The 25,051-nt window shown below is 36.5% G+C and carries 24 protein-coding genes; 14 read left to right on the top strand and 10 right to left on the bottom strand.

Annotated elements, in window-relative coordinates:
• The 3 genes from ACNOGP_RS17190 (at position 1) to ACNOGP_RS17180 (ending at position 2,157) form a co-directional block, all read left to right on the top strand.
• Positions 1–339 (top strand): hypothetical protein, encoded by a 339-nt coding sequence (locus ACNOGP_RS17190; RefSeq protein WP_418213313.1) that lies wholly within the window; start codon positions 1–3, stop codon positions 337–339.
• A gap of 3 nt (positions 340–342) precedes the next feature.
• Complete coding sequence (locus ACNOGP_RS17185; protein ID WP_418213312.1) at positions 343–1,158, top strand: hypothetical protein; 816 nt, start codon at positions 343–345, stop codon at positions 1,156–1,158.
• 165 nt (positions 1,159–1,323) lie between these two features.
• The gene (locus ACNOGP_RS17180) at positions 1,324–2,157 is read left to right on the top strand and encodes a hypothetical protein (protein WP_418213311.1); all 834 of its coding nucleotides are present in this window, start codon (positions 1,324–1,326) and stop codon (positions 2,155–2,157) included.
• Positions 2,158–2,210: 53 nt separating this feature from the next.
• On the opposite strand, the gene ACNOGP_RS17175 is transcribed toward ACNOGP_RS17180, so the two are convergent.
• From ACNOGP_RS17175 to ACNOGP_RS17150, 6 genes are all read right to left on the bottom strand, one after another.
• Entirely contained in the window at positions 2,211–2,468 is a 258-nt protein-coding gene (locus tag ACNOGP_RS17175) for a hypothetical protein (protein WP_418213310.1), read from the bottom strand.
• The gene (locus ACNOGP_RS17170) at positions 2,444–2,692 is read right to left on the bottom strand and encodes a hypothetical protein (RefSeq protein WP_418213309.1); all 249 of its coding nucleotides are present in this window, start codon (positions 2,690–2,692) and stop codon (positions 2,444–2,446) included. The genes ACNOGP_RS17175 and ACNOGP_RS17170 overlap by 25 nt, the downstream gene beginning before the upstream one ends.
• Before the next feature lie 31 nt (positions 2,693–2,723).
• Positions 2,724–3,149, bottom strand: coding sequence for a hypothetical protein (locus tag ACNOGP_RS17165; protein WP_418213308.1), 426 nt, complete (start codon positions 3,147–3,149; stop codon positions 2,724–2,726).
• Between the two features lie 30 nt (positions 3,150–3,179).
• A complete protein-coding gene (locus tag ACNOGP_RS17160; protein ID WP_418213307.1) occupies positions 3,180–3,869 on the bottom strand; it encodes a DUF2971 domain-containing protein in 690 nt (229 codons plus the stop codon).
• Between the two features lie 104 nt (positions 3,870–3,973).
• Positions 3,974–4,387 carry a hypothetical protein gene (locus ACNOGP_RS17155; protein ID WP_055167980.1) on the bottom strand — a complete coding sequence of 138 codons (414 nt, stop codon included), beginning with the start codon at positions 4,385–4,387 and terminating at the stop codon, positions 3,974–3,976.
• Positions 4,388–4,545: 158 nt separating this feature from the next.
• A complete protein-coding gene (locus tag ACNOGP_RS17150; protein ID WP_055167978.1) occupies positions 4,546–5,022 on the bottom strand; it encodes a hypothetical protein in 477 nt (158 codons plus the stop codon).
• Between the two features lie 604 nt (positions 5,023–5,626).
• On the opposite strand from ACNOGP_RS17150, the gene ACNOGP_RS17145 reads away from it, so the two are divergent.
• Positions 5,627–6,451, top strand: a complete 825-nt coding sequence (locus tag ACNOGP_RS17145) for a hypothetical protein (RefSeq protein ID WP_217731662.1) — start codon at positions 5,627–5,629, stop codon at positions 6,449–6,451.
• A gap of 160 nt (positions 6,452–6,611) precedes the next feature.
• On the opposite strand, the gene tnpC is transcribed toward ACNOGP_RS17145, so the two are convergent.
• The 3 genes from tnpC to tnpA all read right to left on the bottom strand — a co-directional run bounded on the left by tnpC (position 6,612) and on the right by tnpA (position 8,959).
• Positions 6,612–8,201, bottom strand: a complete 1,590-nt coding sequence (gene tnpC, locus ACNOGP_RS17140) for an IS66 family transposase (protein WP_060451333.1) — start codon at positions 8,199–8,201, stop codon at positions 6,612–6,614.
• Between the two features lie 73 nt (positions 8,202–8,274).
• Complete coding sequence (tnpB, locus tag ACNOGP_RS17135; RefSeq protein ID WP_060451332.1) at positions 8,275–8,643, bottom strand: IS66 family insertion sequence element accessory protein TnpB; 369 nt, start codon at positions 8,641–8,643, stop codon at positions 8,275–8,277.
• Complete coding sequence (gene tnpA, locus ACNOGP_RS17130; RefSeq protein ID WP_060451331.1) at positions 8,627–8,959, bottom strand: IS66 family insertion sequence element accessory protein TnpA; 333 nt, start codon at positions 8,957–8,959, stop codon at positions 8,627–8,629. Before tnpA ends, tnpB begins: the two co-directional genes overlap by 17 nt.
• A 212-nt stretch (positions 8,960–9,171) precedes the next feature.
• Here tnpA and ACNOGP_RS17125 point away from each other — a divergent pair, with 212 nt between their 5' ends.
• On the top strand, positions 9,172–9,426 hold the full coding sequence (locus ACNOGP_RS17125; RefSeq protein ID WP_418213306.1) for a hypothetical protein: 255 nt from the start codon (positions 9,172–9,174) through the stop codon (positions 9,424–9,426).
• 179 nt (positions 9,427–9,605) lie between these two features.
• On the opposite strand, the gene ACNOGP_RS17120 is transcribed toward ACNOGP_RS17125, so the two are convergent.
• Positions 9,606–10,814 (bottom strand): ROK family transcriptional regulator, encoded by a 1,209-nt coding sequence (locus ACNOGP_RS17120; RefSeq protein ID WP_418213305.1) that lies wholly within the window; start codon positions 10,812–10,814, stop codon positions 9,606–9,608.
• 378 nt (positions 10,815–11,192) lie between these two features.
• On the opposite strand from ACNOGP_RS17120, the gene ACNOGP_RS17115 reads away from it, so the two are divergent.
• From ACNOGP_RS17115 to ACNOGP_RS17075, 9 genes are all read left to right on the top strand, one after another.
• Positions 11,193–12,293: a DUF4434 domain-containing protein gene (locus ACNOGP_RS17115; RefSeq protein WP_418213304.1), complete on the top strand. Its 1,101-nt coding sequence runs from the start codon at positions 11,193–11,195 to the stop codon at positions 12,291–12,293.
• Between the two features lie 4 nt (positions 12,294–12,297).
• A complete protein-coding gene (locus tag ACNOGP_RS17110; RefSeq protein WP_418213303.1) occupies positions 12,298–13,701 on the top strand; it encodes a sugar porter family MFS transporter in 1,404 nt (467 codons plus the stop codon).
• Positions 13,702–13,839: 138 nt separating this feature from the next.
• Entirely contained in the window at positions 13,840–15,078 is a 1,239-nt protein-coding gene (locus ACNOGP_RS17105; RefSeq protein ID WP_418213302.1) for an AGE family epimerase/isomerase, read from the top strand.
• Positions 15,079–15,086: 8 nt separating this feature from the next.
• Positions 15,087–18,170, top strand: a complete 3,084-nt coding sequence (locus ACNOGP_RS17100; RefSeq protein ID WP_270541925.1) for a SusC/RagA family TonB-linked outer membrane protein — start codon at positions 15,087–15,089, stop codon at positions 18,168–18,170.
• A gap of 16 nt (positions 18,171–18,186) precedes the next feature.
• Complete coding sequence (locus tag ACNOGP_RS17095; protein WP_418213301.1) at positions 18,187–20,076, top strand: RagB/SusD family nutrient uptake outer membrane protein; 1,890 nt, start codon at positions 18,187–18,189, stop codon at positions 20,074–20,076.
• Between the two features lie 52 nt (positions 20,077–20,128).
• Positions 20,129–21,250 carry a DUF4434 domain-containing protein gene (locus ACNOGP_RS17090; RefSeq protein ID WP_418213300.1) on the top strand — a complete coding sequence of 374 codons (1,122 nt, stop codon included), beginning with the start codon at positions 20,129–20,131 and terminating at the stop codon, positions 21,248–21,250.
• Between the two features lie 14 nt (positions 21,251–21,264).
• Positions 21,265–22,818 carry a fimbrillin family protein gene (locus tag ACNOGP_RS17085; protein WP_418213299.1) on the top strand — a complete coding sequence of 518 codons (1,554 nt, stop codon included), beginning with the start codon at positions 21,265–21,267 and terminating at the stop codon, positions 22,816–22,818.
• Between the two features lie 65 nt (positions 22,819–22,883).
• Entirely contained in the window at positions 22,884–23,825 is a 942-nt protein-coding gene (locus ACNOGP_RS17080; RefSeq protein WP_418213298.1) for a fimbrillin family protein, read from the top strand.
• A gap of 183 nt (positions 23,826–24,008) precedes the next feature.
• A complete protein-coding gene (locus ACNOGP_RS17075; protein ID WP_418213297.1) occupies positions 24,009–25,049 on the top strand; it encodes a DUF4434 domain-containing protein in 1,041 nt (346 codons plus the stop codon).
• Positions 25,050–25,051 lie beyond the last annotated feature (2 nt).

The raw sequence follows: 25,051 nt of genomic DNA, 5'->3' as shown, positions 1-25,051 counted from the left end.
ATGGATAAGATAAATGTAAATGATATTCCGGATGCAGTACTATTGAAATACTGCATCCGTGATTATAAGCGTGAGAAGCAATTAAGAGAGCAATATGAAGTTGATCTAGTGAATTTGAAACGTTCTCTTAATGTTATGACAGATATGTGTGAATTGGTGACACAGCCAACGACTAAAATGATAGCAGAGTGGGCGGATAAGAAAATAGCTGTTTATAAATCCTCAAATGTAAGTTTGAATAAGGCAATGGCTGAACTTAAAGCAGAAAACGCTAACTTAGCATCTATAAACAGAGAGTTAATGAAAAGAATAGAATTATTAGAAAAAATGAAAAACTAAAATATGGCAAAGGAATGTTTTTATGAACTGTTTTCTTGTATAAAGGATGACAGTCATCTTGCCGACTTGTTTAATCAAGTTCTGCATAAACTGGATATTGTTAGAATGATGTCAGCACCATCTACATTTGAAAAAAAGGAAGAAGATGAATATGTAGCGAAAATGTTTTATGAAAGTTGTCTTTGGGAAATGTACTTGCATGGTGTTATTGAGAAATTGAACTTCTGGAAGAATCTTCTCAATGAGTATGAAACAGAATTTGGTTCGAACTGGAAGTACTATGCTTCTTCAAAACGTCTTGAATCAATTAAAGAATATGGCGGAGATGATAAAGATTATGATACCGAAGGTAATATTCGGACTCTGAACTTGTCAAATGAAGATTTGGAGTGTTATTCGATTCTTACAGACTTGGTACAGGATGACTGGAGAGATATTGTACAAGAAACCAAAGCAGAGCATCTTTCTGGATTATGTGCTTCATTACAGACGCAAGCTAAAATCTCTATAACAGATGTTTTAAAGAATATATCGGGGCAGGAAATTCCGATGTATAAAGAAGACAAAGATGGCAATATGGTTAAAATGACGTTTGCGGATCGTGCACTTTCAAAAGCATCAGATGAATCACGAGCCGATGATCTTTCTACTATGGTTTTGTTCGTTTGTAACAGTATTCAGTATTTTATTGAGAAAATTAGAAATTTTGAAAAGTTTTGCGACAATAAAGAACAGCTTATTTTAATATATAATGATGTTGTATGTTTGCTGAATCTTGATATTGGCAAAATGGAATACTATAGGCAGCTGTATTCATAAAACATATATAAATGCGTACCTCGTAAAGTCGAGGTGCGCTATTGCTTTATTATAGGAATATTTAGGGAAATGTGTTTGAAATCAAAGAAAAACAGGAAAAAACTTGACTATGTGCAAATAAGTGTTTTAATTTGCAGAATTATCCACAAATAAAAACATAAAAAAATGAAAAAAATTTTCTTCTTACTTTCCATTGCAATGACTTTGCTATTTACTTCTTGCTCAAAAGATGATGACGATGAATCTAAAGATAGTTATTTACACGAGATAATGGTTAGAGAACATAAATATAAATTTGGCTCTGCCGATTCCTTTGGCGAAATGTATGAAAACTATTTTTATGATTGTAATGGAAATCTTTTAAGAAAAAAAACGAATTACTATATTCCAGTAGTACAAGGAAGGATTAGTCATGAATATACATATAAGTATGACACCAATAATCGTTTGATAGAAAAAAACGATTACACACTAACACTTTTAGACCATAAATATATCTATTCATATAATTCCATTGATTCTGTTTCAAAAATGATAGTCTACGATGATGATGGAGATTTATATGAAACCTGGACTTATGAATATGACAATATGAAAAAATTAGTAAAATCAACAGTTGTTGAAAACTGGTTAAGTGGTAATTTTGGTTATATTAATGATTATACATACTCTGGTAACAACGTAACAAAAACATCATACAACCTTGAAGATGGAACACTATTTGGTATTACTCTTGATGAATATGATTCACATGGAAATCTAACAAGTAATACTTGGACTAATGGGGAAACAGGAAAATCGACAAAACAACAAGGGATAACTTACGAGTACTTATCTAACGGAAAAATTTCTAAAACAACATCATGGTCTATGTTTCCAAATGATTTAACTTATAAAAATTATACATACAATGCAGATGGAACATTGCAAAAAATCCATATTTCTTATTCATATAAAACGGAAGAATCGGATTTGATTTACGAGTATATTTATAAATAATAGTAGGTCTCTAAATAATAAAGCCGGAGCATAAAACTCCGGCTTTATTTATATTATTTCATCAATTCAAAGAATTTCTTGTATTCATCATCATCGCCCATTATTATTCTTAAAATATCCTTTTCTGTTAATTTACTTTTTTTATGTCCCATATTCTTTCTTATAAGAATGAACAAAGCAAGATAGTTTTGAAAGTTAGACATTTGATTTGGATTATTACAATTCACATTCCACTCTGTGAATTTCTTTATTATTTCATCGGTTCCGTAAATGAGTAAATCCTTTTTTACATTAATAATTCTGTCTGGCAAGTCATTGGGTTTAGCCTTTTGGTGAAGCCTTTTCCTTCTCTCATTATATCAAAGAAAATGGAAAAGATTTCATTGTATACATTGTATTTTTTATCTGATATTTGATTTTTTATTGATAAAATTTTATCATGTTGGGCTTTTATTATAAATCCTAAAATTGTGGATATAAAGGCTAGAATACCAACTATTAGTTCTGAATACGAAAATGCAAATTCTTTAATCATGTTTAATTAAATTGGTTTTTGTTCATCTGGTTTAATCATTACATTTTTCTCTGTTTAAAATTGCTATACCATAAATAAGCCCTTCCATTTCATATGCAGCATCACTAATATCACCTGAATACCATTTGTCTTTTATACCCTCCTGTATTTGAATTGCTCGTTGATATGAATCAGGATACAGATCTTTATTTTCTTCCATAAAAGAAAGGCTTGCTTGTATAAATCCCTTGTCCGTAAATTCCGAATTACGTCTATCCATAAGTACCATTGCGGATTTTTGCACACTTTTCACCCTGTCTAATCTACTATTCATATCTGTTATCCAGCCACTTATAAATATGACAACAATAAGCGTGACTGCAAGAAATGTTTTTTTTGTTCTCCATTTTTCAGGTATAAAAAGACTTATGATAGTTACTATACCTGATATAATTCCTAAAAGTACATAATAATTCATTTCTTATCCCTCCATCTTAATTTTAGTACTCTATTTAATTAATTCAGCTTCTAATAGATAGCTATTAGGCTTTAGCTTCATTTGATAATACTTTATATTTCGACCTTTCAAAGAGTTTTTTACCAGTTCTTTGTCGGATTCAGCCATTCGAAGGCCAAAATATATCCCAGTGACGGATTCGGGTGATATTCCCAATAAGCCAGAGGAATATAAAGTTATTCTAATTTCTTCTTCGCGTTCCCATGCCGTTGATTTAGTAGCGATTAAGCATTTTATAAATTGTGTATCATCTACTAAATTGTAAGTTATGTTATTCATTGAAAATTCTGGAGTATCATTTTTATATTGAACATTGAAAATACCGTGCAATTGTCTATTTGATAAAGACTTTTGTAGCTGTTCAAAATCATATTCAATACAAAAACCTTTATGTCCATTAGTATAATATGCCCATAATAATTCATTAAAGACTGTTTTGCTTAAAGAGAATATTCCTAATTCAGTTCTTACTTGTGCTATTATCTTTGCATAATTATCTTTTGCTATATTTATAGAAAGTCCACTTTTCTCAATGAGGTTAAAAACTTCATACATCTTACTGTCATTAACTATGGTCTCAGCTGGGTCATTAAGATTTTGTGCGGTTGGCGCATATATTTGATTATTGACAAGAGTCAACAAATCTCTATATATTTCAGCTCTATATTTATATAATTTCATAGTGTTAGTGTTTTTATTGAATACCCTATACTCTGTTTGGCGACTGTATGGGGCGTTTGGTGATTAAAAGGAAAAGCCGGATGGTTAGTCCGACTGTTCTGCTTTTATCTTAAAAGATTGTATAAATTTTCTAATTTATGTAAGGAGTTGATGCATGTATTTTCCTTTGCGGCTTGAAATACAATATCATCTCCATATTGTACGGGAGCTGAAATTACAATATGAATATTTTCTTCTTCCTCTATTTTTATAGCATACAAACTCATCAAGTCAGTAATTTTAAGTTTTAAGATATCTGGATAAGAGTTGAGTGGAACAAAACCAAATTCAGTCAGAATACTGGGTGTTATTGATTTGGGTTCACACTCTTCTTCATTTAAATCTAAAATGCGATTATGTTCATCACAAACATTAATTACTGTAGGCATTCCTACGTTTTGTATTATTCCTAATACGGTATAATTAATACCGTTTGACACAATGTGGTTTCCGATTTGCAATTCACGTGCATTAATCATAATATCACCTCCTATTTTTATTAGTTTATAAATTCTCAGCCAGTTTCTTAATATCCTCCTTACTATTCACTACATGAGTATTGTCTCCTATACGGATAGCTCCCACTACTGCGTTAAATTACATTATGTTAAATGAAATATTCACTAAATATTAGAATCTAATCTTTGCGCTTCAATATATATTTTGCCGCTTTCATCTCCTTTTTATCATCCCGATAATATGTAACATATCCCTCCATTTCACTACCACAATTTAAGAAGCAAAGAGAGTAGTTTCCCATCTCCATGTTTTTATTATCTTTTGATTTATACCAGACTACAAAAGTTAAATTGCAAAATTTGCCTTTAAAGTAATACTTTCTATTTTTAAAAATGCCATTTATCGTTTCTACTGTTCCAATAACATTCTTACCTACTCGATGAATTATTATCTTCTCCTCGTAATTAGGGTCCTCGTAATCATCTCCAATAGGTCGTCCATACCATACTCCATTTATATTAACATCATCGGTAGAAAACAAATTGATAATATAACTTAGGGTAATCATAATAAAATTACGACATAAAAATATAATAAATGCAGATACTATTGTTGTGATTACATCAAACCCTAGTGAGGACAGAAAATTTTCCATAATCGTGTGTTTTAAATATTAAACAATACACAAATGTAGGAACAATATTTAACTAATCAACTATTTCCCTACTTTTCTTTGATTTCAGCCATAATTTTCTCCAATTCGACCATCGTGGTGACTTTGTAGAACTATGGTAGGTAAAGTAAAAGCCGGAGAAATCCGGCTTTAATTACTTTTATTATGTTATGAGAATTTGAACTGATTAGTGCAGTCTTCAATTGCTTTAACTTCTCCAATAAAAATACCTTCTATCACTGCTTCTTTATTATCTTTAGAACATCCAGTTAATTATAGAAAAGATTAAGGTTAAAGATAATAAGGCTGAATTAATTTCCATAAGAAAGGATATATCATGCTTACTTGAAGGAAACTTCAAAGATATGGATATTTTACATAAGCTTTTTAACAGTAGGAATTAAACAACATGCGCACGTCGTTAGATTGACGTGCGCATGTTCTATTTGGGTGTATTTTGAGAAAATGTTGCTTGAATCAAAGAAAAAAATAGTAAAAACTTGATTTTCTTCATAATTGTGTGTTTATTTGTGATTGTATAAACATTTCAAGAAACGTGATTAAATAATGATATAAATCAAGTACTATGATTTTCAATATTTACACATACCAATTTAAACCAATATATCAAGAACGTACCTTATTTTGCGATCCTGACTTGGAGGCTAAAAAAGCAATGGAGAAAAAGAATATTATATTTGCTGAAGCTTTGAAAGATGTTATCTTTGCATACAGAAATAAAAAGCATAACGTTCACTTCATAGTTAAGACAAATGATTTTTTTATTTTTCAGATATCTAATCCAAGAAAAATTATCATAGAAAAGTCTTTTCAAGTGAGTGAAGAATTGAATGAGCCAAGTGCTTATGTAATTATACATAATGATAGAGAAGTACAACGAATGGCTATTCAGCAAGATTTATTAGCTTTTTCAGACACTAATGTTGTTGCTAGTATTATTGCAAATTCTGTGCGACAAGTATTACAGGATGCTTTTCTGCAAATCTCTATTAGAAGGGAGTATAGTAGAAGTGAGTTTTGGGATATTGTAAATGCGAATTCAGATCAAATCACAAGTATTAAGTTTAAATTTGATTATCCTAATTTACCTAGAGTAAGGTCGTTGATTCCTGAAATGCTGAAAAATGCAAGTGCACGAACAAGGAGTTCTACAACTACGCTTGAATTTGAAGCTGAAAAAGATAAAACTCTATATATCGATGAAAACGATAAGGATATTCAAGAGTTGAATAATGGTGCAGCTGATTGTGGATCAGAAGTTGCTATTGGACTCAAAGGATTTAGGAGGAAAATAAGAACAGGTCATACTACTAAGGAAATAGAATTGGATGAACTACAAATAATAGGAAATCCAAATGATATAAAAGACATTTTAAAGAGTATAGTTTGATGAATAGAGCTATAAAAATAATAGCATACTTAGCAATCGCATCATTATTGAGTTATTTGGCAAATAATGGTGATAGAGAGGTAAGCATCCGATAAAGTACACTATAAAAAAAGGCTGTATCTCCTTTCAAGTTAAGCAGCCATCTATGGTTGTATCTCCATCATTCTTTATTCCTTTCTTTCCATTTGTGTGGCAACATTTGTAGCAGTTCCTCATAATTTGCCTTCTGCATATATGGCATTCTTGCTATAACGTCATTCAGATACGTGCGCGGATTTACTTTATGCGCTTTGCACGTTGCCAGCAACGAACAGACGACACTCATGCTGACGGCCGCCTGATGGTCTCCACAGAACAGGTAGTTCTTTCTACCCAGTGTGATTGGTCGGATGGCATTTTCAGCCAGATTGTTATCAATATGGATACGTCCGTCCTGCAGATACCTCATCATGTTCTCCCAGCGGGTATAGGCGTAGGTTATCGCCTTCCCGGTCAGGCTGTTTGGGCTGTATTTTATCCCTTCTGTTTCCATCCATAGCTTCAAGGCATCCATAATGGGGCCGGCAAGTTCCTGACGTTTTCCCATTCGTTCATTTTCTGTAAGCTGCATCTGGTCACAGTCATGTTCTATGCGATATAGAAGCTGTATTTCTTTTAAGGCATGTTCCGCCATCTGTCTGTTTTCAGCAAGTGCCTGCTCAAAATACCTGCGTATATGAGCCATGCAGTTAACAAGGCGCACGTTCGGGTTGGCCTTGAAAGCAGATTCGTAACCCTCAAAGCCGTCACATTGGAAATAACCCTTGAAGTCTTTAGCCAGTTGCCCTATCACCGTACCTGACCGTGATCCTTTGTCATAATGGAAAAGCACCAGTCGTTCGACTACTGCCCTGACCATCCACAAGTATTCCTTGTTGGTCTGATGTCCTGCCTTGTCCAGTACAGGTACGGTCGTTTCATCCCCCTGTATGTAGTCGGATTTCATGATTTCCTGCCTGAGTACCTCGTAAAGTGGCTTGAGAAGTTCAACCGCAGGCTTGAACCATCCGTCTATGGTACTTTCACTGGCCTTGAAGCCCAGGTGATGCAACTGTTTCACCTGGCGGTAGAAGGGAAGATGATACTCATATTTCTGCAGGAGTATCTCCGCCAAAAGTGTAGGCCCCGCTATCCCTTTGTATATAGGCAACAGCGGCATGGCTGCTATCTCCACTCCTTTTCTGCCGAGGGGTGGAAGTGAAGTGTTGTCTTTAAGGGCATACTTGGGGCGTACAATCTCCTTTATATACAGTTGTCCGGGCTTATGTTCCACCACACGGGTCACTTCCTCACCAATCTTCCTGTACAGTTCCAGGTCAATGTCTTCCGGCTCGATGATTACCCTTTCAAGTACGGGAAGACCTTCCATTATCCTGCGGTTATTCCGTTCCCGTTTCTTGCTCTCCACCGTTTCTTTTGTGATGGTCTGCACCGCTGCTTCACGCGCTTTTTCCAGTTCAGCCGCATTATCAGGAAGAAAGTCACCGAACAGGTCAGGCTGGCTGGAATCAAGAGACGGGAGTTTCTCTGACTTGTGACCGAAAAGCTGGCGGTTCAGCCATGCGACTTGAGCCGTCAGCTCATTGAGACGATTCTGTAAGGATTCATTCTGCCGGGTAAGCCTGATGATGGTCTCAGCCTGGGATGCGTTCACCTGCTGCAGGGACTGCAGCATTGAGTTCATCTGTGAAAGCATCTCTTCCTGAGTCATAATCCGTTTCTTTTAATTACACTATAAATGTACAAAATATATCCCGGACAGACAAGGAATACGACATCTATTTTTATACGGTATATACATTTCGTTCCGCCCTCAGACGTCTCAAACGCTGCCCGGGAGATTCCCGGATTCCTTCCACCATAATGACAAGATCGCGCCATTCCATCGGATAGCTGCGCGACTTCTCATCATATTCGGGAACCTTGAAATGACCGGCTTCAAGGCGTTTGACATACATCACCAGACCGCCATCCTCGGCATGGAGAAGCTTCATCAACTTACGGCTGCTGCCTATGAAGATGAATACATCACCGTTCCTGACACTGCAGCCCATACGCTCGTGTACCACACCGCAGAGGGAACTGATACCCTTGCGCATATCAGTCCTGCCGGGGCAGAGAAAATACCGCATCGTATCATTCAGACAGAACATGGCAACAGGTGTATTGGTTAATCAAACGGGAAGCGGCCTCTTCCATACCGGCACCCAAATGGGCGCGGACGCCATTAGGAAACAACAGGGTCATTCCGGAAACGGAAGAGGAGGAAGCAATACAGGGGGACTTGAGGCTGATGGGAGCTAAGACTGATTGGGGAGCAGATGTTTCGTGATCGGGAACACTGGAAGATTTACGTTTCCAATAATTGTACGTGGAGTAACTGACATGTTCACGTTGCAGAAATTTCACAAGACTCAGACCGCTTAAACGATGCAGTTCCTGTAAAGAGCTAAATTGTTCTTGTGTCATAATGAAAATATGTTAGAAGTTCATGCAATATTGCAAAGGCAAAGGTGCAATGAAAATATAACAAAGAAAACGGGTACTTTATCGGATGCTTACATAGAGAGTTTATAAAAGGATTCTCTTCAAATATTATATCATTACTTACCACAATTCTAGCAATTAACATACCTACAAGTACCCTTATTATTTCAGAAATAAACAGGATAAAAGAAAAGATGGATATTCATTCTACGGCAACTTTTAATGAATTGAAGCATGGATTAATTATGCAAATAGTTGTTTTGGTATGCTTGTTCGTAATTCAAACTTTATGCGCCTTTCTTAAGAATAAAAATATCATTGAAGAATCAGTGATAAATATTGTTTCTGACTCTTTTGTAATCGCTGCATTTATATATTATCTTGAAGTAATATATGATTTAGGAATTGCACTATTTGATTTAATAACTTTCAAAGTTAAAGATAAGTAGTTAATTTGTATCAGCACAGATACTTTTAAGTGTAAGGGGTGAGTGAATCACCCTTGATTTATGAGAAAGAGGAACATTTACTGAATATCCCTGCTAGCGGCTCTCAAAAGGAAGTCTATTAACTATCTTGTATTTAGTTATTTAGACTTCCTTTTTTATTTACAGGTTCTTCAATTTAATTAGCTTTCAAACATTCTGCTACGTGCCAGCATACATGCACCAACAATACCAGCCTTATCTTTCAACTTGGATGTGATACTCTCTGAATCCTTGTTGACCAGATTCAGAGAGTATTTACGTACCGCAGTCTTTATAGGTTGGGTTATATAATCACTAGTCAACGATAAAGTACCACCTATAATAACCAATTCCGGATTAAAAATATTGATCAGTCCTGCAATTTGTTTTCCTAGCTTCTGTCCGATCTCTTCTACAATTTCGATACAGAGTAGATCTTCTTTGTTTACTGCCGCAATTATCTCATCAAGGGTTATGGGATCTTCTTCGGCAGCGATTCTAGTTGATAATATAGAGCTTTCCCCGTTCCGGATGCGTTCTAAAAGGATACGGTGAAGGGCAGAACCGGAAGCTTCGGTTTCTAAGCACCCTTTTTTGCCGCAGTGGCAGATAATTTCATTATCATAAGTGCTCATGTGACCGAATTCACCGGAAAATCCTGATTTACCTGTATAAATCTTGCCATCTATGATAATTCCGATTCCCAATCCCCAACTTACGTTTACAAAGATAATATCTTTTTCTCCTTTTACGCAGCCTTGCATATATTCTCCATAAGTCATAGCCCGTGTATCGTTATCGACAGTAACTTTGTAGCCCAGTTTCTCAGACAACACATCTGCCAATGGTCTTTCTTCGAAATTGAACTGACTGAAACTGTATCCAGATTCAGGATTCACACGTCCCGATACATTTACATTAATATTTAAGATTTTCTCTTTGTTGATGGTGAGCTTTTTTATAAAATTGAGAATCAGCTTGCATAACTCATTCATTCCCTCAATTGAATTCTCAAAATTATAAGGTATGTTCATTTTCAGTTCTACCATATCGCCTTTAAAATTTATCAGGCCGATATTGACTGCAAATCTTTTGATATCTACACCTAAAAAGTAACCGGATTCGGGATTAAGTCCATAAAGGTTCGGATGGCGTCCGCCACTGGTCTCCAATTTTCCATAATCATTAATATATCCGTCATCACACATCTCGCCAATAAATTTGGTGACGGTTGGTACACTCAAATCCAGCTCTTTTGAAAGATCGGGAATTGTAGAACTGCCATTATATATATAATGTGTAATAATTCTCTTTTTGACGAGAGCGCTTTTAGAGCCCTTTTCTATTTCTTTCAAGAATTGTTGGTTCATATGTTTGGTTATTTGGTAATATCTACAAAGATAATTAATTTTTTTATTAAATGTGGTGTTTTGTGTGGAAAAAATTAGAATCAAGTGGGTGATGTTCTCTTTATTGCTTTATACCTATAATAAGGTATGGTGTTCACGATTCATTATTTACTTTTGTATATCAAGTGCATAGAGTCTCTATTATCTTTTATTCTGATTGTTTTTGAACTTATGTTTGTGAATTATATATTTAAATGCAACTTTATTAATAAAATATTTTATTATCTATTGTTTATTTAATAAATATACCTATATTTGTGGCGTGATATTAATTAAAACACATTGTGACTTCAATAGGTTAACATATATACAATGTAGAAAAACCAAAAAATTAAAGCTATGGAAACAAATAATCGTAGAGATTTTCTAAAAAAGGCGGTCTTGGCCGGAGCGTCAGCTTTGGTGGCTCCTTCTTTATTTGCTACCGGTGAAGAGGAGAGTGAAATATCTATTCTTAAAAATGAGAAGAATGGTTTGGAGAGTAATTTAATTGTTCCTAAAAATAATGGTCTGAAAATAACAGGAACCTTTCTGGATGAAATCTCCCATGACATTCCTCATCAGAATTGGGGAGAAAAAGAATGGGATATGGATTTCCAACACATGAAAAAGATTGGAATAGATACGGTGGTAATGATTCGTTCCGGTTATCGAAAATTTATAACTTATCCTTCGCCTTATTTATTAAAGAAAGGATGCTATATGCCGTCAGTTGATTTGGTAGATATGTATTTGCGTCTTGCTGCTAAATATAATATGAAGTTTTATTTTGGTTTATATGATTCAGGACGATATTGGGATACAGGTGATTTAAGTTGGGAGATTGAGGATAATAAATATGTGATAGACGAAGTCTGGAAAATGTATGGAGAGAAGTATAAAAGTTTTGGAGGCTGGTACATTAGCGGAGAAATTAGCCGGGCAACCAAAGGTGCAATCGATTCATTTTATACAATGGGAAAGCAATGTAAAGATGTTTCAGCCGGACTTCCTACTTTTATTTCTCCTTGGATTGATGGTAAGAAGGCGATTATGGGAACAGGTAAACTGACAAAAGAAGATGCAGTTTCTGTACAACAACACGAAAAAGAATGGAATGAAATTTTTGATGGTATTCATGAGGTGGTAGATGCATGTGCTTTTCAAGATGGACATATTGATTATGATGAATTGGATGCTTTCTTTTCTGTCAATAAAAAATTAGCGGATAAGTATGGGATGCAATGCTGGACAAATGCCGAATCTTTTGATCGTGATATGCCTATTCGTTTTCTACCCATTAAGTTTGATAAACTTCGGATGAAATTGGAAGCTGCCAAGCGTGCCGGATATGATAAGGCTATAACCTTTGAATTTTCTCATTTTATGAGTCCACAATCTGCTTACTTGCAAGCAGGAAATTTGTATAACAGATATAAAGAATATTTTGAAATAAAGTAATATTATGCAATCTACAATTAATTTTGGCTATCTTATATTCCTTTCTGTTGTGGCTGCTTTGGGCGGTTTTTTGTTCGGATATGATACGGCAGTTATATCCGGTACAATTGCTCAGGTTACTCAGCTTTTTCAACTGGATGCATTGCAGCAGGGATGGTATGTAGGGTGTGCGTTGGTCGGTTCAATCATTGGAGTCCTTTTTGCCGGCATTTTGAGTGATAAATTAGGGAGAAAATTGACTATGGTTATTTCTGCTATTCTCTTCTCCGCATCGGCTTTAGGATGTGCTCTCTGTACGGATTTTACGCAATTAGTGGTGTATCGTATAATTGGAGGTGTCGGGATAGGCGTTGTTTCCATAGTGTCTCCTCTTTATATTTCGGAAGTTTCAGTAGCACAGTATAGAGGGCGTTTAGTCTCTTTATATCAACTGGCTGTGACCGTTGGCTTCTTAGGAGCTTATCTGGTTAATTATCAGTTGTTGGCTTGGTCGGAAAGTGGTACTTTATTGGGTGCTCCTCTATTAAATAAGATATTTATAACTGAGGTATGGAGAGGTATGTTAGGCATGGAAACGTTACCTGCGATATTATTCTTTATAATCATATTCTTCATACCGGAGAGTCCTCGTTGGTTAATTGTACGAGGGCAGGAGAGGAAGGCTGTAAATATTCTGGAGAGAATCTATAATTCGATTACAGAAGCAACGAGCCAATTGAAAGAAACTCAATCAGTTTTGACTGCTGAAACAAGCTCAGAATGGTCGTTATTGATGAAACCCGGCATTTTGAAGGCAGTAATTATAGGTGTATGCATTGCTATTTTGGGTCAATTTATGGGAGTCAATGCGGTGCTTTATTATGGTCCTTCTATTTTTGAGAATGCAGGACTTTCAGGAGGTGATTCTCTTTTTTACCAAGTTCTGGTAGGACTTGTTAATACTTTGACCACCATTTTGGCTCTTGTCATCATTGATAAAGTTGGTCGTAAGAAGCTGGTGTATTACGGAGTTTCGGGAATGATTGTTTCTCTGATTCTTATCGGCCTGTACTTCCTTTTCGGAGAAACACTGAATGTCTCAAGCCTCTTCCTGCTTATTTTCTTCCTGTTCTATGTATTCTGTTGTGCCGTGTCTATCTGCGCTGTAGTGTTCGTGCTTCTCTCGGAGATGTATCCCACCAAAGTTCGCGGACTGGCCATGTCAATAGCAGGATTCGCTCTCTGGATCGGAACGTACCTGATCGGACAGTTAACCCCCTGGATGCTCCAGAACCTTACCCCCGCCGGAACATTCTTTCTGTTCTCCATCATGTGTGTACCGTATATGCTCATCGTATGGAAACTAGTCCCGGAGACGACTGGGAAGTCACTGGAGGAAATTGAAAGATACTGGAACCGTTCGAAATAAATATAAAACAGATCTTAATTATTTTAATGTACTAACAAGTGGATTGTAGAAATGGTAGAAGATGTTTTTTGTATGGCCATTCAATAAACGTTTATCATCTGAATAGCTGTCGATACAGTCCTGATAATAAATTATATTATGGATTTTAAAAAATTAGCAAATCAATACAAGGATGAATTGTTGAACAATGTTCTTCCTTTCTGGCTCCAATATTCTCAAGACAAAGAGTTTGGCGGCTATTTCACCTGTCTGGATCGTGAAGGCAAAGTATTCGATACAGACAAGTTTATTTGGTTGCAAGGGCGTGAGGTATGGATGTTCTCCATGCTTTACAATAAGGTGGAGAAACGCCAGGAATGGCTGGACTGTGCCGTTCAAGGTGGCGAATTCTTAAAGAAATACGGACATGACGGAAATTACAACTGGTACTTTTCCCTCGACCGTTCGGGTAGACCGTTGGTAGAACCGTATAACATATTCTCCTATACTTTTGCGACAATGGCTTTCGGACAATTGAGTTTGGCAACCGGTAATCAGGAGTATGCCGATATTGCCAGAAAGACATTCGATATTATCTTGTCCAAAGTTGATAACCCTAAAGGAAAATGGAACAAGCTTCATCCCGGTACACGTAACCTAAAGAATTTTGCTCTGCCGATGATTCTCTGTAATCTCGCTATGGAAATAGAGCATATTTTAGGTAAAGACTACCTGGAACGAGCTATGGACACTTGCATCCATGAAGTTATGGACGTCTTTTATCGTCCAGAACTCGGTGGAATCATTGTCGAAAATGTAGATATAAACGGTAATCTTGTGGATTGTTTTGAGGGTCGCCAGATAACTCCCGGTCACGCGATTGAAGCGATGTGGTTTATCATGGACTTGGGTAAACGTCTGCATCGTCCGGAACTGATAAAGAAAGCAAAAAACACGACTCTTACCATGCTTGAATACGGTTGGGATAAGGAGTATGGCGGTATCTATTATTTCATGGATCGTAATGGTTTTCCTCCCCAACAATTGGAATGGGACCAGAAACTTTGGTGGGTGCATATCGAGACACTTATATCTCTGCTAAAAGGTTATCAACTAACCGAAGATAAACGGTGTCTGGATTGGTTTGAAAAAGTACACGATTATACGTGGGCACACTTTAAGGACACCGAATATCCGGAATGGTATGGATACTTGAATAGAAGAGGTGAAGTGTTGCTACCTTTGAAAGGTGGTAAATGGAAAGGGTGTTTCCATGTACCAAGAGGACTGTATCAATGCTGGAATATACTAGAACAACTAGAATTAGAAAAAATTAATCGACTTAATGTAATGCATATATCCCAAGGAATTTATGTAAATAGTGATAATATTTTATAGTTGTAAATATGAAACAAAGAAACTTTAAATTTAATTTATTGAAGAGCATTTTATTGATATTGATGTGTATAATATGCTCGTGTATATGTGCCCAAGAAATATCTATACGAGGGGTTGTTAAAGATATTCAGGGAGAACCTCTTATTGGAGCTACAATCGTAGTAGTAGGTAGTACAAATGGTACGACGACTGATATCAATGGAAATTTTACGTTGAATGGGGTTTCAACTACATCTGTCTTAAAAATTGATTACGTAGGAATGCAACAACAATCCGTAACGGTGAAAGAGAAAAAATTTTTTAATATCACAATGTCTGAAGACACAAAATTATTAGATGAGGTTGTTGTTGTTGGTTACGGTACACAAAAGAAAGGAATGTTAACCGGTTCTATTTCAAATGTAAAAAATGAGAAATTAACTACTGCTCCTATTGCCAATGTAACCAATATGTTGGGAGGACAACTTCCCGGTGTAATAGCCAAACAAGAGGCAGGACTTCCTGGCAGTGATTCTTCGTCATTAAATATTCGTGGTTTTGGTATTCCTTTAATTATCGTAGATGGAGTCGAATCTTCATTGAACAATATTGATGCTAATCAAATCGCCTCTATTTCGGTATTGAAGGATGGAGCTGCCTCCATTTATGGAGCTAGAGCCGGTAATGGTGTAATTCTTATTACAACCAAACGTGGTACTAATCAGAAACCGACCGTTACCGTTAATTCTTCATTTACTTTGCAAGGCTCAACACATATCAACAAACCGCAAAATGCTGGTCAAAGTGCACAATTGGCCTTGGAACTTTATCAAAATCAAGAAAAACCTGACGAAGCTGCTCCATATACTCCAGAACAGATAGAAAAATATTTTCAGGGTACAGACCCGCACTATCCCAATACTGATTGGTTTGGTCTTGCAATGAGAAAATATGCTCCCCAGCAAAATCATAATATCAGTATTTCCGGTGGAAATGAACATATTAAATTTTATACCTATTTGGGATATAACAAACAGGAAACTATCATTCGTCATAATGGTGGCGATTATTCACGTTATAATTTCCAGTTAAACGTTGATGCTAAAATTACTAAGAACTTTTCGTTGTCAGTGGATGCAAATTCCATTTATGAAGATAAGTGCTTTTCATATATGGGATTGAACGGAGGAGCAAATTTCTGGTTAAGATTATATAGTACGGATGCAAAGTATCCAGCAGAACTACCTGATAAATCGAAACTTGCCTATGGAGGAATTGCAGAAGGTAACATTATAGCAGCCGGGAGTACGGAACTAAATGGCTATCAAAAAAACAGATATAGGACAAACCGTATTAATGCGACAGCCAAATACGATGTTTTACAAATACCCGGACTTAGCCTAAAAGCATTTGTCAGCATGCAGGAGATTTCTGATAAAATGAAAGAATTCAGAAGACAGAATCTGTTTTACAGTTATGACATTGACACTGATCAATATACCCTAAATAGAGGTAGTGACCCGACGAAGTGTACCGAATCTTACACATATAACAAACAATTCATTCAACAATACTCTATTAATTATGAGAACACGTTTGTTCAAGAACATAAAATTGCCATTATGGGATTATTTGAATGTACCGATTATAAAGGTGATTATTTGATGGGAAGCCGTTCCAATTACACAAATACGGCCATTGAACAGATAATCGCTGGTGACAACACCACTTCAATAGCAGATGGAACTGCAAGCGAAATGGGGCGTGCCAGCTGGATTGGCCGTTTAAATTATTCCTATAAGAATAGATATCTGTTAGAAGCAATCTTTCGTGCTGATGCATCTGCCAGATTTCCCAAACACCATCGATGGGGATATTTTCCTAGTATATCCTTGGGATGGGTAATGTCAGAAGAATCATTTATGAATCGTTTATCATTCATTGATAACATAAAACTGAGAGCAAGCTACGGTGAATCTGGTGATGATGCAGTAGGTTTAAATGTAGCGAATGAGTTTCCTTATTTATCAGGTTATGGATTTGATGGTCAATATAGATTAGGAGATGTAACTTATTCAGGATTATATGTTACTGGATTAGCAAATCCGGCATTAACTTGGGAAAAGATGAAGATTTACAATGGAGGAGTGGATTTCAGTTTCTGGAATAGGAAGTTGTATGGCTCTGTTGATGGATTTTACCGTCTTCGCTCCGGCATTCCTGGCACAAGAGTGAATTCTGTTCCTTCGAGTTTTGGTGCCACGTTGCCTACGGTGAATTTAAATGCTATCAATACTCGTGGTTTTGAGCTATTATTGGGAACTTATTGGAAATCGGGAGATTTCTCAATGGACATTACCACTAATTTTACTTGGGCCCGTTCAAAATGGGATAAATACGATGAACCCGATTATGAAGATGAAGATCAAGATAGATTGAATAGGAAAACAGGAAGATGGACTAATCGTCAGTTTGGATATGTGTCAGACGGTCTGTTCCAATCTCAAGAACAAATAGACAATTTGCCGTATGTTTATTCTGACCTTGGTAATAATTCTTCATTACGTCCGGGCGATGTGATTTATAAAGACTTAAACGGAGACAATGTGTTGGATTGGAGAGACCAGACTGAAATAGGTAAGGGCTCAACACCAGATTGGATAGCAGGTCTCAACGGTACATTCAAATGGAAAGGGTTCGATGCGACATTCTTGTTACAAGGCGCTTGGGGATATTCTACTAATGTAGATTTGCAAAGTGTTCCAACTAATTTTACGTATGAACATCGTTGGACCATAGACAATTTCGACTCTAATGCCTTAGTGCCACGCTATGGTGGAGCTTCAACCAATAGTTTGTTTTCTGATTATCGTTTACATAATACAGCTTATCTGCGTATGAAGTATGCATCTATAGGATATGAAGTTCCGAAGAGATGGATGAATAGGGTTGGCATTCAAAAATTGAGATTCTATTTAGCTGGTACCAACCTGTTTACACTAAGTACATTAAGCAAATATGGAGTCGACCCTGAGGTTGCTGATGGAGTTTCTACAGTTTACTATTATCCTCAGCAGAGGACATTTAGTTTTGGAGTCAATTTAGAGTTCTAATATTAAAAAAAATTATATGAAAAAGATATGTATAAACATTTCATGCATTGCGGTTATATTATTATGCATTTCATGCTATGATGTATTAGATAAAAGACCGCTTAATATATATACGGATGATGATGTTTGGTCTAACGCCACTCTTCTGGATAATTTTATAGCATCACAATATATGTACACTCCGGTAATGGTGGGCGATGCGACTACATTGTTTAATAGTTGGACTGGAAGTCCGATGAATCAAGATCCGCGCTCGGCTGATATGAATTATTTTTTCGGAAACAGTTCGCAGGCGTTTGGCCCTCGGTTGATAATGGATATTACGGATGAAACCAAATATAACTCAGATTCATGGGATAACTTGGCTGCTTATAAAATTTCAGGAATTCCTTCAAATGGCGGTTGTTCCGAATATTGGGAAAATGCATATTATACTTTACGTAATCTGAATAATGCCATTGCTAATTTACCTAATTCTCCTCTTGATGCAGAGTTGATACAGCTTAGATTGGCGGAATGCCGTTTTTTACGTGCCTATATATTCTATTCAATGGTTAAGCGATATGGTGCATTTCCTATGCTGACCGTTGTACCTAATGTGGATTCTCCTTATGAAGTACTTTATCCTAAAAGAACACCGGAAAAAGAAGTTTACGATTTTATCATTTCTGAGTGTGAAGATATCAAGGAGGATTTAGTCGGTCAGACGGACTGGGGACGTGCAAGCAAGTGGGCTGCTTTGGCTCTTGAATCTCGTGCGGCACTCTATGCCGGAAGTATTGCCAAATATGGCAAGGTGCAATTGGACGGATTGTTAGGCATTTCTTCCAGTGAAGCTGATGGCTATTTTCTGAAATCTTATAATGCTTGTCAAGAGATAGTAACGAAGGGAGGCTTTAAACTGTATGATGAGAATAGCGATAAAGTGCAGAATTTTAAGGATTTGTTTCTGACCAAGAAAAATTGTGAGGCTATTATGGTCAAACAGCATTATGGAACAGGATTTAATAGTGGTGGGGGACTTTGCACATGGTCGTGGGATATGATGCAAGCTCCAAATCCTAATGTGTGGAATTGTGGAAATGAAAATGGTCCATACCTTGAAATGGTAGAAGAATTTGAATATATTGATGGTACATCCGGTAAACTTGATAGAGACTATGTGAAAAATCGTTTATGGACGATGGAAGAATTATGGGCTAATAAGGATCCTCGGTTTAAAGCGTCTATCTATACCAATGAAGATGAATGGGAAAAATGTACGGGCGAAGAATATGGAAATGGAAAAATAGATTTTCATATAGGCTTAAGAAAACCTGACGGCACAACTTCGTATAACGCTAACGATAGTTATAATGGCGTAAAAGCTGTAGGATATCAAAGTCAGCATCATGTTCTTTCCGGAGTGACAAACACCGGGTTCGGCATTATGAAATATGTAGATCCTTCTGCTAACAATATGATTTGGCTATGTGAATCACGTACTGATTATATGATTTTCCGCTATGGTGAAATTCTATTGAATATGGCTGAGGCTACTTATGAGTTAGGAAAAGACGGAGAAGCTCTTGAACTTGTGAATCAAATCCGTAAAAGAGCCGGCATTAGTAAACTTACTTCTATTGATTTAGACAAGATTAAACATGAAAGGAAAGTAGAATTGGCTTTTGAGAACCACAGATATTGGGATTTGCGTAGATGGCGTGATGCTGAAGAGGCTCTTACGCAATGGTACACAGGTATACGTTATGTTTTGGATTATGAAACACGTAAATATTGGATTGAATTCTTAGATCATGTTGACGGAGCTAATCAGCCCCAGTTCCCGGAATCTAATTACTATTTCCCGATTACCCAGAATAGAATCGGAGCTAATCCTAATTTGGTGGAAAATCCAGGATACTAATGCCTGAAATTTATTTGTAAAAACAAATATCCTAATATAATTTAATTAGATTATGAGAAAAAACATATTTTTAATTACATTGTTACTTTTGGCTTTGATACCTTGTAGTTCTTGTTCGTCTGATGACAATGATATAGCAGATGTGAAAGAGGTAGATCAGAAAAAAGGTGAATTGGAAATGATATATTCCATTGCAGACGAATTAGACATGAAAGTAATCTGTGATGTCAATTTATCTGGTGGCAATTATTATGGTAAATATGCTGCAAGAGAGTTGATTAGTAAATGTGATAATTATATTAAGTTATATCATAATTGCTATGGACATCATGCATCATTTTGGGGATGGTATATTAATACCGAGATCAATCCTTTGACTGAAATGCAAAAATCAAAGTCGTTGTTTTGGAGAGAACTTTGGAAAGGAGTGGCAGAGAGTTGTCATAGTGTTGCTCCAGGAACAAAAGTGACGATTTCTCCTTTTTTCATCCTAGATCAAGGCACTCATCGGGGATTCAAGTTTATAACGCCGGAAGAAACCGAAACATGGTGGTATAATACATTGAAAGCAAGCGGAATTGATATTATCATGCTACAAGATTCAGGTGCGGAACATTTGTCGTTCTTTACTCTTGCCGAAAGAGAAGCTTTTTATAAAGCTTTTTATAATGCTTGTCGAAGAACCGGCAAAGAACTTTGGGGCAATATAGAGACGGCTGAAATATTAGCTCGAGACTGGGAACACGCTTTGGAGATGGAAAGAAATGGAACTCAGGTGTGGCGTTTCACTCCGATCGACTGGCTACAGGAGAAAATAGAATTGGCTGCCCAATATACTACAGGTATTGTCAGCTGGGGGTATTATCCTTATATGGATCCTTCTACTGATAACAGCCCGTTAGTAGTGCATGGATCCGGTATGGATAATGTGACTAGACAAGCTAATTATAATGCCTATCTGGAGTATCAGAAAAGAGTCTCTTCAACAATACCGACAGGAATGAAAGTTCAACCCCAAATTAAAGGAACCTTATGGTGGTTCCCGACCGATTTGGGCAGTCTGGACGGAGAAGAACTTGAAACTGCCATCCGTAAAGAAATCACCAATCAGAAAAAATTGGGGTTTGAATACATTTGGCTTGTTAATGCTTGTAATCACTTTGTTGTAAAATAATAAAATGAAACAACATGAAAAATATAATTTATATTCTATTATCAACAGTTTTATTAGTAGCTTGTTCTAACGACGAGAAACTTTCTCTGGACAACTTTTATGCAAGTGAAGATTCTCCTTTGACATTCACTATGCAAGCTCCCTCTATCAGTGGAGAAGAAGAGATGAATTTTAACAAAGAAGGATTAGAAGGATATTTTGGTCTGACACTACAAGGGAAAGACGGAGGTTACTATGATGATAAGGACTATAATAATATGCCTTATCAGAGGAATGGAGACGAATGGATTTCAATCAGTGAAGAATTGATGATAAGCAATAGTGAAGGACATCTTTTTGCATATTACCCATATAATGAAACAATAACTAACATAAAACAACTGCCGATTGTTGTTGATGATAGTCAGACCGACTATCTGTATGCCGCTCCTATTGTTGTCAGTAGCGTAAACTCGCGAGTGTCCCTCTCTTTTCATCATGCCTTGGCTGTATTGGAAGTTGATATTGCACGCAATACGAATGTTGCTGATTCTAAATTGAAATCTATTTCTATTAGTGGCTCGGGCATTGGCACAACAGGTGTGTTGGATGTAACAACGGGAATAGTTACCCCTACTAATTCCGGTCAGGAAATAGTTGTTACTTATAATGATGAATATGTGCCGACGGTTGATGAGGTAGAGGCTGATAATACAAAAGCATTGAAAAAATATATACTGCTTGTGCCCAATCAGTTGGAGAACGGAAAACCAACAGGATTAGATGCCGGGAAGATAAGTATCAAAGTGAAAATGGATGATACGACTTATAAGCTTGACACTAAGAGGGCTGTGACATTAAAGCAAAATGCTTTGTATAAGTGTAAGGTGACAAGTATTACCTCCGACACATTTATTTCCGAGACAGAAAATCTTACATTCGTCAATGATAGAGGAAAGCAAGAATATAACGTGAAAAATATTACAGGAATAATGATTACAGATAAAGAATATCTACCGGGCAATCATAAAATGATAGTGCGTACTACATTCAACTCCGATCCGGTGAAATGGCGTATTACGAATGACCCATTTGTCGATATCCCGTATTTTTCTACTTCCGATGGAAGTAATTCATACGTTGTAATATTCGATGGAACAAGTACAGATTTTCCACATATATCTGATGGCTCATGGCTCGGTAGCGAAGGTGCCTTAAATGATTTCGATGGTAAAAGTAATACAGCTGCTATGATAAAGGCAAATGGTGGTTATGAAGGAGATGAGTATCCTATTATAAAGGCAAATGCTGCTGCTTTAAAAGAGGGGTGGTATATACCTTCATTAGGACAATTGGCTGTAATTTATAAATATAGAAACCAACTGAATGCGGAATTGCATCGTATTAAAGCTGCCGGTGGCGATGTTGATGATGTCATCAGTGGAGGATATGCTCTTAATTGGTCTAGTACGACCAATGGCGGTGGTAGCGCATGGGTTGTATATTTTGATTGTGGTATATGTGGAACTCGTATGCAAATCGATGAGAGTTGGACACGCAATCCAAATTTGGTTCGCGATGTTGAATAATCATTCGTCTTTTAATTTTTATTGAGAACTGATTTCGCAATTTTAATGTGTAAAATATTACAAATATGAAAATATTATATGTAACAACATTTTTAGTTTTATCTACAGGTCTCTTTTTTACAGCGTGTAGTAATGATGAAGATACTATCTCGGATGAAATTGTCATTCCTGATGAAGAAGTGGTGGAACCGGTACCATTGCAGATTTCTGTTTCAATAGCCGAGCTGACACGTTCGCTTATTACAGAAAGCGGCTTTAAGGATAATACCTCTATTGGGGTGTCCATGATGTATGTGAATGGCGAAGACTATGGAGAGGGTAACAAGAATCAGAAATACACCTCTGTGGGTGTCGGGACAAACCAAGTTTGGAAGAGCGCAGCTGATGTAAAAGTATCTTCTCGATCAGGTTATGCAGTTGCTTGCTATCCGTATGCTGAGAAAAACAACGATTTTACTGCAATTCCCATTGATAATAAAGATTGCGTTGATTATATGTATGGTTCAGTTGCCCATGTCAATAGAGACAAACCACAAGCCTGTTTAGTGATGCGTCATGCAATGGCTGGTATCATGGTGCGATTCAGCAAAACAGAAAATTATGCAGGCGATGAATCGATTTCAAATATTCGTGTTTCTTCCAAGGCGCTGGGTAAGAAAGCTGTCTTAAATGCTTTGAAGGGGACTATCTCGAACATTGAAAATTTGAATGCAGCTTTGAATTTTGAAGAAACGTTTACGTCGATTACAACAAATCCGGAGGAGACTACAACTGAAATGATAACGGCAGTTCCCAATATTAACGAAAAAGTTGACATGACTCTTTTTTTCCAGATTGGTCAGACTGAAAATTCCATTGATATTGTAGAAAATGTAGCTTTCGCAATGGGAAAAATTTATGTGATTGATGTGGAATTCCGTCCTGGTAAACTCGTCGTTTCCAATGTATCAATTTATGACTGGGAAAATAACGGAGATTATGAAGGGTTTATAAGACCAGAGAATTAAAATATTATTTTTAATTAAGGTGGTTAAAGAGCGGGCCTCTTTCTTATCTGTCTTTTAGCCACTTTTTTCTTTAATTAAAACTGTAAATATTGGGTAGAAGATATGAAAAAAAGCTGTATATGTTTCATTACTTGTTTTTGTCTTATTATGGGAGGTTGCTCTTCTAAACCGAAAGGGACCGAAATGACCCGTAAAGAAAATATTTTGGAGATTATTTATTCTGTTGCAGATGAATTGGGTATGAAAGTGATGTGCGATATGAATATAATCGGTGGGGGATTATATCATCCGGACGACAATCATGACAGTATACTTACTGTGTTGAAAAAGAAAAGTGATAAGCACATTGTTGCATACCATGAGATGTATGGCAATCATCCTTCCTTTTGGGGCTGGTATTTGAATAATGAAATAAATCCCATGGACAGTCTGGATTATAAGCAGGCCCATTTCTGGAGACAGTTGTGGAAGTCTGTAGCTAATAAGTGCCATGCTATTGCTCCGGGCAGCAAAGTGACAATATCACCTTTCTTTTTGTTGGATAAAGAAGAGTTCCGCGGATTCAGATATCAATCGCCTGCCGAGTATGAGGCTTGGTGGTTTAATACAATGAAAGAATCTGATATTGACGTTCTGATGTTGCAGGATTCCGGAGCCGAACATTTAAGTTTCTTTACTCTTGATGAAAGAGAGCCTTTCCTTGCTGCGGCAGCCAAAGCCTGCCAGAGAGCCGGAAAGGAATTTTGGGTCAATGTGGAAACCGGACAGGTGGAAGCTGACAACTGGGCGGAAGCATTGGAAATGGAGCATAATCATAGTCGGGAATGGGCATTTACTCAGATAGACTGGCTGAAACAAAAGTTGCTTCTTGCCGCAAAATATGGCACAGGTATTATTAATTGGGGGTATTATCCTTTTATGAATCCTAAAGATGAATATGAAGCGGAAGTGGATGGACAAAAAGTCAATGCTGATAATCGGAAAGCAAACTATGAAGCCTATAAAAACTATATTGAATCACTGACAGACAATATTCCCGATGGATTATTGGTTCAACCTAAATTGCAAGGTACTTTGTGGTTCTTGGAGGCGGGTATGGAAAATAAAGATATGGCTACCTTGGAAAAAGAATTGCGGGAGGAAATAACCAATCAACGAAACTTAGGCTTTACGTATCTGTGGATTTGTAGTACATCTTATTATTTCACAGCGGAAAAAAAATAAAT

The organism is Bacteroides difficilis, from assembly GCF_048319815.1.
GTDB lineage: Bacteria > Bacteroidota > Bacteroidia > Bacteroidales > Bacteroidaceae > Bacteroides > Bacteroides zhangwenhongii.
This window is presented reverse-complemented; position numbering and strand designations above follow the sequence as displayed.